Origin of the sequence: Streptomyces sp. NPDC096013 (assembly GCF_044763565.1) — a bacterium.
Classification (GTDB): domain Bacteria; phylum Actinomycetota; class Actinomycetes; order Streptomycetales; family Streptomycetaceae; genus Streptomyces.
Genome location: NZ_JBIWGK010000006.1, coordinates 353,418 through 365,760 on the forward strand (window position 1 = coordinate 353,418; position 12,343 = coordinate 365,760).

General features: G+C 72.6%; 11 protein-coding genes. 6 read left to right on the forward strand and 5 right to left on the reverse strand.

The features are described from left to right. Positions 1-145 precede the first annotated feature (145 nt). From ACIRB1_RS22420 to ACIRB1_RS22435, 4 genes are all read left to right on the forward strand, one after another. Complete coding sequence (locus ACIRB1_RS22420) at positions 146-592, forward strand: ATP-binding protein (RefSeq protein WP_352179785.1); 447 nt, start codon at positions 146-148, stop codon at positions 590-592. 55 nt (positions 593-647) lie between these two features. Further along, on the forward strand, positions 648-1,214 hold the full coding sequence (locus tag ACIRB1_RS22425; protein ID WP_352179784.1) for a GNAT family protein: 567 nt from the start codon (positions 648-650) through the stop codon (positions 1,212-1,214). Positions 1,215-1,280: 66 nt separating this feature from the next. Next, on the forward strand, positions 1,281-2,228 hold the full coding sequence (locus tag ACIRB1_RS22430) for an intradiol ring-cleavage dioxygenase (protein WP_403466694.1): 948 nt from the start codon (positions 1,281-1,283) through the stop codon (positions 2,226-2,228). A 9-nt stretch (positions 2,229-2,237) separates the two neighbouring features. Continuing rightward, on the forward strand, positions 2,238-3,071 hold the full coding sequence (locus tag ACIRB1_RS22435) for a triphosphoribosyl-dephospho-CoA synthase (RefSeq protein WP_403466695.1): 834 nt from the start codon (positions 2,238-2,240) through the stop codon (positions 3,069-3,071). Here ACIRB1_RS22435 and ACIRB1_RS22440 read toward each other — a convergent pair. The 4 genes from ACIRB1_RS22440 to ACIRB1_RS22455 form a co-directional block, all read right to left on the reverse strand. Beyond that, positions 3,046-4,272, reverse strand: coding sequence for an MFS transporter (locus tag ACIRB1_RS22440; RefSeq protein ID WP_352179781.1), 1,227 nt, complete (start codon positions 4,270-4,272; stop codon positions 3,046-3,048). The genes ACIRB1_RS22435 and ACIRB1_RS22440 overlap by 26 nt on opposite strands. Before the next feature lie 80 nt (positions 4,273-4,352). Continuing rightward, positions 4,353-5,732, reverse strand: coding sequence for a PLP-dependent aminotransferase family protein (locus tag ACIRB1_RS22445; RefSeq protein ID WP_403466696.1), 1,380 nt, complete (start codon positions 5,730-5,732; stop codon positions 4,353-4,355). Between the two features lie 129 nt (positions 5,733-5,861). Further along, complete coding sequence (locus ACIRB1_RS22450; RefSeq protein WP_352179779.1) at positions 5,862-7,352, reverse strand: aminopeptidase P family protein; 1,491 nt, start codon at positions 7,350-7,352, stop codon at positions 5,862-5,864. Between the two features lie 93 nt (positions 7,353-7,445). Continuing rightward, positions 7,446-8,990, reverse strand: a complete 1,545-nt coding sequence (locus ACIRB1_RS22455; RefSeq protein WP_403466836.1) for a PP2C family protein-serine/threonine phosphatase — start codon at positions 8,988-8,990, stop codon at positions 7,446-7,448. 458 nt (positions 8,991-9,448) lie between these two features. Here ACIRB1_RS22455 and ACIRB1_RS22460 point away from each other — a divergent pair, with 458 nt between their 5' ends. Both ACIRB1_RS22460 and ACIRB1_RS22465 read left to right on the forward strand, forming a co-directional pair. Then, entirely contained in the window at positions 9,449-10,114 is a 666-nt protein-coding gene (locus ACIRB1_RS22460) for a bifunctional DNA primase/polymerase (RefSeq protein WP_266770541.1), read from the forward strand. Between the two features lie 95 nt (positions 10,115-10,209). Next, on the forward strand, positions 10,210-10,800 hold the full coding sequence (locus tag ACIRB1_RS22465) for a hypothetical protein (RefSeq protein WP_403466698.1): 591 nt from the start codon (positions 10,210-10,212) through the stop codon (positions 10,798-10,800). A gap of 244 nt (positions 10,801-11,044) precedes the next feature. Here ACIRB1_RS22465 and ACIRB1_RS22470 read toward each other — a convergent pair whose 3' ends face one another. Then, complete coding sequence (locus tag ACIRB1_RS22470; RefSeq protein WP_403466699.1) at positions 11,045-12,034, reverse strand: DUF5926 family protein; 990 nt, start codon at positions 12,032-12,034, stop codon at positions 11,045-11,047. Between the last annotated feature and the right edge of the window lie 309 nt (positions 12,035-12,343).

A 12,343-nucleotide genomic window follows, 5' to 3' on the forward strand; every position in this document is an offset into this window, starting at 1 on the left:
CTCCGGCGTGAGCTACCTCCGGATACACCAATTACGTTTGGGACACATCCCCCATATGGGCGGCATCACGTCAACTCCGTGCTTACGCAGGGGCACTGGCGGCAATAGGTATCACTATGTCGAGCCGCGGCCGGGAGGCTGGAGCATGAGCATCTGGTGGTCACTCCACTTGAGGCGCGAGGCCGCGAGTGTGCCGCTCGCGCGGCGACTGTTCCTCGGCACGATGGAGACCGCGGGCGTCGACCCGGACATCTCCTACGACCTCTCCGTCGCCCTCACCGAGGCCTGCGCCAACGCCGTCGAGCACGGCGGCGACACCGCGCACGGCACATCCTCGGAGGCGTACCGGGTCACCGCGTACCTCGACGGCGAGAAGTGCCGTATCGAGGTCGCCGACTCGGGCCCCGGCTTCGCCCGCACCCAGTCCGTCCGCCCGGCGCCGGGCGAGGCGGAGAACGGCCGCGGCCTGTGTCTCATCCAGGAGCTCGCCGACCACGTCCACATCGGCAACAAGCCGGGGGTGGGCGGCGCGGTGGTGAGCTTCGACAAGATCCTGAAGTGGCGGAAGGACGCGCCGCTGATGGCGGTGTGAGGACGTCCCGGGGGTGGGTGCCCCGGGGCCCGCGCGACGGCGGCAGAATCCCCGGATGGACATCCGACCCGAACAACTGGCCGACGGCGTGACCCTGCGGCTCGCCGAGCCGGCCGACGCCCCCGCCCTCGCCGCCGCCCACATCGAGAACCGGGAGCGGATGCGGCCCTGGGAGCCGTACCGGCCGGAGGACTACTACACCGCCGAGGGGCAGCGCGAGCGACTGACGGCGCAGGTACGGGAGTTCGAGGCGGGCCGGCTCGTGCCCCTGCTGCTCGTCTCCGACGGGCGGATCGCCGGGGCCTTCACCCTGTCCGGGGTCGCGCTCGGCCCCCTGTGCAGCGCCTCGCTCGGCTACTGGATCGCCGGCGACCAGGAAGGGCGCGGTCTGGCCACCGCCGGGGTCGAGCGGATGTGTGTGATCGCGCGGGAGAAGGTCGGGCTGCACCGGCTGGAGGCGGGCACCCGGCTCGACAACCTGGGCTCCCAACGCGTCCTGGAGAAGAGCGGGTTCGAGCCGATCGGGATGGCTCCGCGCTTTCTGCACATCGACGGGGAGTGGCGCGACCACCGGCTGTTCCAGCGGATTCTGCACGACGAGGACCCGGCGTCAGCTTTCTAAGGATTCCTACCTCGCGCACAGCCCGGGCCCATGCCCCTGACGGGTGCCGTCCCTAGCTTCGCGATCATGACGGGAAACCACGGAAGTCACGGAACCCACAGAGACACAACGATCAGCCGGCGCCGCGCCCTCGCGGTGACCGGCGGGACGGTCGTGGCCGGCGGGCTGGTGGCGGCCGGCCTCCAGTCGGCGTTCGCCGACACGGCCGACGGCACCGACGCGGACGCCTCGGCCTCCGCAGGCGCCACCAGCAGTGAGTGCATGACACTGATGACGAGCGTCACGGAGGGCCCCTACTACCTCGACGGCGCCCTGGTGCGCAAGGACATCACCGAGGGCAAGGCCGGTGTCCCGCTGACCCTGCGTCTGACCGTCGTCGACGCCACCGACGGCTGCACCCCGGTCAAAGGCGCGGCCGTCGAGATCTGGCACTGCGACGCCTGGGGCTACTACTCCGGCTACACCACCGCCAACCCCGGCGGCTCGGCCCCCGCCGAGAGCGAGGAGGGCGACTCGGCGAACGACGAGACGTACCTGCGGGGCTACCAGGTCGCCAACGCCAACGGGGTCGTCACGTTCGAGACGATCTTCCCGGGCTGGTACACGCCCCGCACCTGCCACATCCACGTCAAGGTGCACACCGGCGGCGAGAAGGCGGACGGCACCTACGAGGGCGGCAAGGTCAACTACACCGGCCAGCTGTTCTTCGCCGACGACATCGCCGAGGAGATCTTCACCCTCGACCCGTACGCCAAGCACACGGGCACCTACACCGTCCTGGCCGACGACATGGTCTACGACGGCGGAGGCGCCGCGAGCGGTCTGCTCACCCTCAAGGCCGTGCACAAGAAGGACCCGTCCAAGGGCTACAAGGGCTCCCTGACGCTCGGCGTCGACCCGGACACGGAGAACACCGGCGCGGGCAGCGGCGGAGGCGGCACGCCGCCCAGCGACGCCCCCACGGGCACGCCCCCGTCCGACAGCCCCTCCCCCTCGGCCTCCGCCTCCTCGTAAGGTACGACGATGCAGAGCCGCGAGGACGAGGCTTTGGCGCGGGCCGCCGTGGACGCGCTGACCGGGCAACTGGCGCTGGCCCCCAAGCCGGGGCTGCCCGACCCGCGCGACCTGGCCGCCCGGACGACCCGGGTGGACCACCGCGCCCTGCGCTGGTCGGCCAAGGCGCTGGCCCCCGGCCTCGCGGCGATGGCCGCCGCCGCCCGCCGCACCGGCGAGCCCACACCCCAACTCCGCGCCGAACTGGGCGCGATAGGCCGCTGCGCCGAACACTCCCTGACCCTCGCGGGCGGCGGCCACCGGGGTGCCCTGTGGGCGCTGGGCCTTCTCGTCGCAGCCGCCGCTCTCGACCCCCGTGCCGGGGCGAAGGACGTCGCCGCGACCACGAAGCGCATCGCCGCCCATCCCGACCGGCGCGCCCCGCGCCGCCCCTCACGCGGTTCGTCGATCTCGGCGACGTACGGCGCGGCCGGTGCGCGCGGCGAGGCCAAGGCCGGATTCCCGCACGTACGGCGGGCGTTGGACACCCTCGGCACGGTCCGCGCGACCGGCGCGACGGAGACCCAGGCCCGCCTCGACGCGCTCCTCACCGTGATGTCCACCCTCCAGGACACCGAACTCCTGCACACGGCGGGCCCGTTGGGACTGCGCCATGTCCAGGCGGGTGCCCGCGCGATCCTGGAGACGGGCGGCACGGCCACGGAGGCGGGCGCCCGGGCACTGTCCGCCTTCGACACCGACCTCCACACGCGCGCGTGGAGCCCACGCGGAAGCGCGGGACTCCTGGCGGGCGCCCTGTTCCTGGACTCGCTGCCGGTCAGCTCGCCAACACCGGCTGCCTGAGAGCCACTTCACCGCGTCCCGCCGCCCGCCGCACCGCGGGACCCATCGCGTACGACGCCACGACCGTCGCCCCGCCCAGCAGCAGCCAGCCCGGTGTCCCCCACTCCAGGAGGAGGGACGTGAGCACCAGGGGGCCCATCGTCCTCGCGACCGTGACGCCGGTCCCGAAGAAGCCCTGGTACTCGCCCACCCGGTCGGCCGGGGCCAGGTCGAAGGAGAGCTGCCAGGAACCCGCCGACTGCCCCATCTCGGCGGCCACTTGGAGTACGGCCCCGACCACCAGCGCCCCCACGGCCACCCACGGCGACGCGCCCGCCGACAGCGCGAACACCGCGCAGGCCGCCAGCATGATCCAGCCCGACCGCCGCACCGCGCGCGTGGCCGACGCGAGCCCCGTGATCCCGCGGGCCGTGCGCACCTGGAAGGCCATCACCGCGCCGGTGTTGAGCACGAACAGCGCGGAGACCAGCCAGGTCGGCGCGTCGGTCCGCTCGGCGATCCACAGCGGCAGCCCGAGGCTGAGCAACGGCATCCGGAGCAGCAGCACGGTGTTGAGCAGCGTGACGACGACATACGGCCGGTCCCGCAGCACCCCGAGCCCGCCGGCCTGCCGCACCCGCACGCCGCTCACCGACGGCAGCCGCAGCAGCAGCCCGGCACAGACCAGGAAGCTCACCGCGTCCAGCGCGAACACCCCGAGGTACGCCGACCGCGTCCCCGCCCGCAGCGCGAGCCCGCCGAGACCCGCGCCCACCGCGAGACCGGCGTTCAGCGTCGACTGGAGATGCGCCAGCAGCCCGGTCCGCTCCCCGGCGGACACCAGCCCCGCCAGCAGCGCCTGCCGGGCCGCCGCGAGCCCCGACTGCGCGGAGGCGTAGGCGCACGCGGCGATCACGAACGGCACGAAGCCCCGGACGACGAGGAAGGACGCCACCGCGAGCCCCGTCGCCAACGCCAGCAGCACCGCCGTGCCGCGCGGCCCGCGCCGGTCCGCCAGCCGCCCCAGGGGCACCCCGACCAGCGAGCCGACGGCCCACGCGAGGGTGAGCCCGAGACCCACGCGCGCGGGGGCGAGCCCGACGACGTGGGTGAAGTACAGCGCCGAGGTCACGTAGTAGGCGCCGTCGCCGACCGAGTTGGCCAACTGGGCCAGTGCGAGGGTGCGTTGCGGGCCCGCGGGCGGGACGAGCGAGTTCGTCATGGGTACGACGTTAGAAGCCCGGTGGGCCTGTGAGGAGGCCCAATGACTGCCTGTTTTGTTGGTCCAATTTGTTGGTCCGGTCAGACCCCGTCCAGCACCCGGCCCAGCGCCTCCAGCGCGTCCGGATAGACCCGCTCCCTGGGCGTCCCGTACCCGACCACCAGCCCCTGCGGCCGCCCCGCGTTCGCGTCCGCGCCCGCCGTATGCCAGTGCTCGCTCAGCCGTCCCACCGCGAGCCCCTCCTTCTCCGCCCGCGCGAGCACCGCCTCCTCGTCGGCGACCTCCACCAGCGCGTGCAGTCCCGCCGCGATGCCGTAAACGTTTGCGTGCGTTCCCAGGCGGCCGAGGAGCTGGTCGCGGCGGCGCCGGTAGCGCAGTCGGCACGCGCGGACGTGACGGTCGTAGGCATGGCTCTCGATGAGTTCGGCGAGTGCCAGCTGGCCGATGGTCTCGGTGTGGTGGTCGCTGTGCAGCTTGGCGTCGGCGACCGCGTCGACGAGGTGCGGCGGCAGCACCATCCAGCCGAGCCGCAGCGCCGGTCCCAGGGTCTTGGACGCCGTCCCCAGGTACACGACCTGCCCGGGCGCCATCCCCTGGAGCGCGCCCACGGGCTGGCGGTCGTAGCGGAACTCCCCGTCGTAGTCGTCCTCGACGATCAGGCCCCCACGCGCGCGTGCCCAGTCGGTGAGCGCGCGTCTGCGTTCGGGGTGGAGGGTGACGCCGGTCGGGTACTGGTGGGCCGGGGTCACCACCACGGCCGCCACGTCCCCCAACTCCTCGGCGCGGGCGCCCCGTTCGTCCACCCGTACGGGCACCACACGGCCGCCGTTGTGCCGGACCACCTCCCGGTGGAAGGGCAGCCCCGGGTCCTCCATGGCCACGCCCGAACCGTCGAGCACGCGCGTGAGGAGCGCGAGCCCCTGGACGTACCCGGAGGTGATCACGATCCGCTCCGGGGGCGCGATCACCCCGCGCGCCCGCCCCAGGTACCCCGACAGCGCGGTCCGCAGCTCGATCCGGCCGCGCGGGTCCCCGTAGTCGTACGCCAGGGAGGGCGCCGTCGCGATCGCGCGGCGCAGGGAGCGCAGCCAGGCCGCCGCCGGGAACGCGCCGACGTCGGGACTGCCGGGCCGCAGGTCGAAACGGGGTACACGCGCGCGTGCCGCCGCGCCCGGTGCCTCCGCGTCGACGGAGGGCAGCAGCGCGACCTGGGTGCCGGAGCCCTGGCGCGCGGTGAGGTAGCCCTCGGCGACGAGCTGGTCGTAGGCGGCCTTCGCGGTGCCCCGGGAGACGCCCAGTTCGGCCGCGAGGCGGCGGGTCGCCGGGAGGCGGGTCCCGGGGGCGAGGCGGCCGTCCCGCACGGCGTCCCGCAGGGCGCGTTCGAGACCGGCCCTTCGGCCACCCTCCGGGTCGGGTTCCAGGTGCAGGTCGACGCCGACACCTGACCAGAAGTCGTTCACGAAAAAGCCCTCCCCCTAGGCGCGTTCATGAGAAATGCCCTCCCCTGGGCACACGATCGGCACACGAATGGCCGGGCACCGCAGGTGTGCCCGGCCATCAGTCTTGTATCAGGTGCCCGCTGCCGGCCGTCAGCCCTTGAGGGAGGCCATCCAGCTCTCGACCTCGGCCGAGGTCCTGGGCAGGCCGTCCGAGAGGTTCCGGTTGCCGTCCTCGGTCACCAGGATGTCGTCCTCGATGCGGACGCCGATGCCGCGGTACTCCTCGGGGACGGTGAGGTCGTCCGCCTGGAAGTACAGGCCGGGCTCCACCGTGAGGACCATGCCGGGCTCCAGGGTGCCCTCGACATACGTCTCGGTGCGCGCGGCGGCGCAGTCGTGGACGTCCATGCCGAGCATGTGACCCGTGCCGTGCAGCGTCCACCGGCGCTGGAGGCCCAGTTCGAGGACGCGCTCCACGGGACCCTCGACCAGACCCCACTCGACGACCTTCTCGGCCAGCACGCGCTGCGCGGCGTCGTGGAAGTCGCGGTACTTGCCGCCCGGCCGCACCGCCGCGATACCGGCCTCCTGGGCCTCGTACACGGCGTCGTAGACCTGCTTCTGGATCTCGGTGAAGCGGCCGTTGATCGGCAGGGTGCGGGTGATGTCGGCGGTGTACAGAGTGTGCGTCTCGACGCCGGCGTCCAGGAGGAGCAGGTCGCCGGAGCGGACCGGGCCGTCGTTGCGCACCCAGTGCAGGGTGGTGGCGTGCGGGCCCGCGGCGCAGATCGAGCCGTAGCCGACGTCATTGCCCTCGACGCGCGCGCGGAGGAAGAACGTGCCCTCGATGTAGCGCTCGCTGGTGGCCTCGGCCTTGTCGAGCACGCGCACGACGTCCTCGAAGCCGCGGACCGTCGAGTCGACGGCCTTCTGAAGTTCGGCGACCTCGAACTCGTCCTTGACCAGGCGTGCTTCGGAGAGGAAGACCCGCAGTTCCTCGTCGCGCTCGGCGGTGACCTTGTCGGTCAGCGCGGCCTCGATGCCGGCGTCGTAGCTCCGGACGACACGGACGGGGCCGGTGGCCTCGCGCAGGGCGGCGGGCAGTTCGCGGACGTCGGAGGCGGGGATGCCGTAGAGCCGCTCGGCCTCGGTGAGGGAGTGGCGGCGGCCGACCCACAGCTCGCCCTGGCCGGAGAGCCAGAACTCGCCGTTCTCGCGGTCGGAGCGCGGCAGGAGGTAGATCGTCGCCTTGTGGCCGTCCGTGGTGGGCTCCAGGACGAGGACGCCGTCCTCGGTGAGGTTGCCCGTCAGGTACGCGTACTCGACCGATGCCCGGAAGGGGTACTCGGTGTCGTTCGACCGGGTCTTCAGGTTGCCCGCGGGGATTACCAGGCGCTCGCCCGGGAACCGCGCGGAGAGCGCGGCGCGGCGGCGGGCGGTGTGCTCGGCCTGCTCGACGGGCCGCAGGTCGTGCAGCTCGGTGTCGGCCCAGCCGGACTTCATGCTGTCTGCGAGTTCGTCGGACACGCCCGGGTACAGACCGTTCTTCCGCTTCTTGATGGGCTCCTCAGGCTCCGCTTCCGGGTCCGCTGCGGTAGCAGCGGATGTCTCAGCCGGATTGAGCTCGTCGGCCACGGTCATCCTCCTAGATACGGCACTGGACCCCGTCCATCGTACGGTCGTACGGAAGGGGGCCCAGGGCCGTATGGCCTGTTACACATGGCGTCCGGGCGACTACTCGAAACGGGCCGCCAGGAGGACGACGTCCTCGTCGCTGTCGGCCGTGTCGAGGCCGTCCGGCAGGACCGTCCGCAGCACGTGGTCGGCGATCTGGGCCGGGTCCCCGCGCAGCGCCCTGGGGACGCTCGCGGCCGCCGCGTGCAGACGGGCGAAGGCGCGGTCCATGGGGTCGCCGGTGCGGTGCAGCAGGCCGTCCGTGTAGAGCAGAACCGTCTCGCCGGGCTCCGCCTCCAGCTCCACGCTCGGCGCCTCCCAGCAGGCCAGCATGCCCAGCGGCGCGGACACCGAGGTCTCGACGAACTCCGTGCGCCGCTCGCCCACCAGGAGGGGCGGGCTGTGCCCGGCGCCGGCCAGGGTGATCTTGCGCAGCGCGGGCTCGCAGTAGGCGAACAGGGCGGTGGCCGAGCGGGCGGGCTCGGTGAGTCTCAGGAGCAGTTCGAGATCGGACAGGACCGCGACCGGGTCCTCGCCCTCCATCACCGCGTACGCCCGCAGCGAGGCGCGGAGCCGGCCCATCGCGGCGACCGCGCTCGGCCCCGAACCGGTCACCGAGCCGACCGCGAGCCCGAGCGCGGCGTCGGGCAGGGGCAGCGCGTCGTACCAGTCGCCGCCGCCGCGCGGACCCGTGCGGTGCAGCGCGGCGAGCTGCACTCCGGCCACGCGGGGGAGCCGGGACGGCAGCAGCTCCTCGGCGATGGTCGCCACGCACGCGCGCGTGCGCTCGACTTCCAGGACGCGGGCGAGGTGCTCGGTGGCGTACCGGGCGTACAGGCCGACGAGGTGGCGCTGCCGCTCGACCGGCTCGGCGGCCTCGTCGTACAGCCACACGGCGGCTCCGAGACGCCCGGCCGCGTCGGTCGCCAGGGGCAGCGCGTAGCTGGCCGCGTAGCCCAGGCGGACGGCGACCTCGCGGTGGCGCGGGTCGAGGGCGTCCTCGGCGAACAGGTCCGGGTGCACGATCTCGCCCCCCTCGCCGCCGGAAACCCCGTCGAGGATCTGGCCGTACGACATCGCCCCGCGCGGGACCGTCTCGATGTGGCCGAGGTCGGAGCGGGCGAGGCCGAGGCCGATGGTGGTGTGGGGGCCGAGTCCGTCGCCGGGCTCCAGGACGACGAGTCCGCGGCGGGCGCCCACCAGGGCGGCTCCGGCGCGCAGCAGCTCCTGGAGTGCTTCGTCGAGTGCGTCCGTGCGTGCCAGCCGCTCCGTGAGTTCATGGAGGGTCGTGAGATCCGAGACCCAGCCGGCGAGCCGGTCCTGGAGCAGGGCACCTGGCGCGTTCGGAGCGGTTTCCGGCGTGTTCCGGGTGTTCGAGGAGGGGCTCGGAGGGGTACCGGTGGCGGCGGGCGCGGGCGCGACAGTGTGTGCGGGCGAGGGAACCGTTGAATCGATTCCGGCCACTTTCGAAGGGTGAGGGGCGTTCATGGCGTCCGGCTTTCCGACCGGTGCGTATTGCTCAAAAGCATCGCAAACCCCCATGTCATTCTGCGCCGCAAGCAGTGTCTCCACATGTACACGCACTCGTGAGGGGATGTCCAGCATTGTCCTGCCGGGATTCCTGGTGTCCATGGGTTTACCGGGGGTATTTCGTTCTCCCCTTGCGGATTGGCAAAGTTGGCTTAAAACTGCATCAGGGGACGGTCCATTGCGGTCGACTGGGCTTGCTCGACGGAGCGTCACAGCGGTCGTGATGGGTACGTACTCGGAGAAGACCAGGGGTGGCGGGGGCCACCCGGAACCTGGTGAGGGACCCGGGCGTCTTAGCCACCGACGATCGTGCCCCATCCTCCCGTGGCGGAGGCGGAGAGAAATACGCGGGACGGCAAACGCCATACTTCGCCACCCCCCGCGCCACGCCCACGCTATTCAGCACGTACGGGCTCCCCTTGCCGAAGGCAGGGGTGTGATGCGCCAACAGGTACGCACAGTGAAGTGATCGACACATGGTGTGATGTGGTCCTCGGTGTTGCCAGCGGTGCAACGGAAAGGAACGAGCGCTCATGCGCGAGATCCTCGGAAAGCGACGCAGGCTCCTGTCCAGGCGAGACAACAGGAGGTCTGAGATGCTCAGCGCGGCCCTGACCTTCGCGACGGAATGGCAATGGCCCGTACTCCCGGGCGTGGCACCGGACCCCCAGGGCCGGGCCCGCTGCGGCTGTCCGGACCCCGAGTGCACGGTGCCCGGAGCACACCCCTTCGACCCAGGCCTCCTCGCGGCCACCACCGACGCCCGCATGGTGCGCTGGTGGTGGGGCAACCGGCCCGCGGCCCCGATCGTCCTCGCCACCGGCGACAAGGCTCCCTGCGCGGTCAGCCTGCCCGCACCCGCCGCCGCCCGCGCCCTGGCCGCGCTCGACAGCCAGGGCATGCGCCTCGGCCCCGTCGTCGCCGCGCCCACCCGCTGGTCGCTGCTCGTCAAGCCGTACTCCCTGGAGCAGTTGGGCGAGCTGCTCTACGCCAAGGACCACGTCCCCGGCTCGCTCCGCTTCCACGGCGAGGGCGGCTACCTCGCCCTCCCGCCCTCCGAGACCGGCCAGGGCCAGATCCGCTGGGAGCGCGCACCGCTGCCCGGCTCCTCCTCGCCCTGGGTCCCCGACGTCGAGGCCGTGGTGGACGCCGTGGTCGAGGCTCTCACTCGTACGGGTGTGAGCGCGCCCGAGTTGTAGGGGTGTCGGGCGTGCGCGGAACGTGGCGCCCGTAGTTGGTCGTTATCTTCCGACACATGCTGCGTCATTCCGGGGGACGACCCCCAGACCCCCGAATGGTTCGTCTGCTCGCCCTCGCGGGCGTCGCGGTGTGCGCGGTCGCACTGCCGCTGGCCGTGGCGTCCGCGGGGCCCGTACGCGACGAGGGTCACGCGGTCGTACGCTCCCTGGTCCGCGGCCCGGGCTCCTCGGACGCCTCGGGGGCGTCCGGCTCCCCGGGCTCCTCCGACGCCGACGCGAAGGCGCCGTCCGTCGCGCCCTCGCCCGGCAGCTCCCCGCTGACGCTCGGCCTGGGACTGGCCACGGCGGCCCGCTGCGGGCCCGAACTCTCCTCCCCCGACGGCATCGAGGCGCAGACCTGCGTCATGACGCAGGGTGAGGACACCTGGGCGCGCACCTACTACCGGAACGCGACCGGCGACGACCTGGACGCGGTGCTGAGCCTCATGGGGCCGGGTGACCGCACCGTGCAGATGCACTGCGTCGTGGAGGCCGAGGACGAGCCCGCGCTGTGCGAGACACCCCGGGAAGGGACGCGGGGCGAACCGGCGGCCTACACGGCCGTCGCGGAGTTCGCCGGGCGGGGCGGGAGCGGGCCGCTGTTGCTGCGCTCGGGGAGCAACTCCTCGGCGCCTACGGCGAGTTGACGGACGACATCGTTCCGTAAACGGTGGCCGGGCATGAAAAGACCCGGTTGCTGGCGACGGGGGATGCACCAGCAACCGGGCTACTCGAACGGTAACAAGAGATCGGCGGTTCGCAAATTCGAACTCGGCTATTCGGACACCGACTTCCCTTTCACAACGGGGAGTTGTGACAGGAGTCACCGGAGTGAACAGGACTGTTGCGACTGAACGGCCGTTCAGTCGAACCCCTGCTCCCTTCCCGGTGTCAGCTCAGCGTGACCTGCCGGTTGGTGAGGCCGCCCCGCGCGCGGCGCTCGTCCGGGGTGAGCGGGGCGTCCGTGGCCAGAGCGGCGGTGAGACGCTCGGCGAACTCCGCGGCCGGCTTCTCGATGTCGTCCGCGCCGAGTCCGCTCGGGAGGTCCCACACGGGCACGGTGAGACCGTGAGCACGGAAGGACCCCACGAGACGGGTGCCCTCGCCGAGACCCGAGCGGCCCGCCGCGTGCAGCCGGGCGAGTCCGTCCAGAAGACGCTCCTCCGGATACGGCATGACCCAGCGCAGATGGTTCTTGTCCGGGGTCTCGCACCAGTACGCGGCGTCGACGCCCTGGAGCTTCACGGTCGGGATGGCGGCGGCGTTGGCACGCTCCAGGGAGGCGGTCACCTCCGGCGACGCGTTCTCCGCCTCCGGGACCCAGAACTCGAAGCCCGGGTGCACAACTGGCTCGAACGTGCCTTCCGGGTCGAGCAGATCCTGGAGTCGCGGGCCGTCGGCCGGGGCGCGGCGGGCCTGCACCGGAGTGCCCGGCTCGGCGGTCAGCGCGCGCTGGAGGGTGTCGGCGAGGTCGCGGCTGATGTCGCCGGAGGCCGTGTCGTTCTGGAGGCCGAGCAGCACCGAGCCGTCGTCCCGGCGGAGGGCCGGCCAGGCCATCGGCAGCACCGTGGCGAGCGTGACCGACGGGACGCCCTCGGGGAGGCCACCCTTCAGGGGCAGCGCGACCGTGGCCGCGGGGACCAGCTCGCGCAGGGCGACCCAGTCGCCCTCGCCGGGCAGTCCTTCGAAGGGGCGCTGGACCAGCTCGGTCACGGCGTGGGCGGCGGCGCGGCCGTGGCAGGCCTTGTAGCGGCGGCCGCTGCCGCAGGGGCAGGGCTCGCGGGCACCGACGACCGGAAAGTCTCCATCAGCGCCCGCGGCGCGGGCCCCGTCGCTGGGCTGCGGCCGCTTGGCCGTGGTCTGGGGGCGCTTCTTGGCCATCGTGGGTGTCTCCCGGTTACGGCTCGTCTCGTACGGGCGGGAGCCTAGCCGTTCACGCCATGACCGACGGGAGCCTGTGGACAACCAGGCGGGCGGGGAACGGTGGGCTGTGGACGACACGCCGGTGGTGCGGGGCGGTGTCGACCAGGGGGTGTCGGTGTCGGTGACGGGGTCGGCCGGATGCGGACCGGTGTCGACCGATGCGGATCACCGGCGATCGGTGGGGATCACGTGCGAGCGGTGGGGATCACCGGCGACCGGTGCGTGCCCGTACAGACCGGTGTGGACCGGCGCCGATGGGTGTGTGCC

Excerpts from the sequence above, each read along its gene's own strand:
- ACIRB1_RS22470 (WP_403466699.1), bottom strand. The coding sequence starts at position 12,034 with ATGGCCAAGAAGCGCCCCCAGACCACGGCCAAGCGGCCGCAGCCCAGC.
- ACIRB1_RS22460 (WP_266770541.1), top strand. The coding sequence starts at position 9,449 with ATGCGCGAGATCCTCGGAAAGCGACGCAGGCTCCTGTCCAGGCGAGAC.
- ACIRB1_RS22450 (WP_352179779.1), bottom strand. The coding sequence starts at position 7,352 with ATGACCGTGGCCGACGAGCTCAATCCGGCTGAGACATCCGCTGCTACC.
- ACIRB1_RS22440 (WP_352179781.1), bottom strand. The coding sequence starts at position 4,272 with ATGACGAACTCGCTCGTCCCGCCCGCGGGCCCGCAACGCACCCTCGCA.
- ACIRB1_RS22420 (WP_352179785.1), top strand. The coding sequence starts at position 146 with ATGAGCATCTGGTGGTCACTCCACTTGAGGCGCGAGGCCGCGAGTGTG.
- ACIRB1_RS22430 (WP_403466694.1), top strand. The coding sequence starts at position 1,281 with ATGACGGGAAACCACGGAAGTCACGGAACCCACAGAGACACAACGATC.
- ACIRB1_RS22465 (WP_403466698.1), top strand. The coding sequence starts at position 10,210 with ATGGTTCGTCTGCTCGCCCTCGCGGGCGTCGCGGTGTGCGCGGTCGCA.
- ACIRB1_RS22425 (WP_352179784.1), top strand. The coding sequence starts at position 648 with ATGGACATCCGACCCGAACAACTGGCCGACGGCGTGACCCTGCGGCTC.
- ACIRB1_RS22435 (WP_403466695.1), top strand. The coding sequence starts at position 2,238 with ATGCAGAGCCGCGAGGACGAGGCTTTGGCGCGGGCCGCCGTGGACGCG.
- ACIRB1_RS22455 (WP_403466836.1), bottom strand. The coding sequence starts at position 8,990 with ATGCTGGACATCCCCTCACGAGTGCGTGTACATGTGGAGACACTGCTT.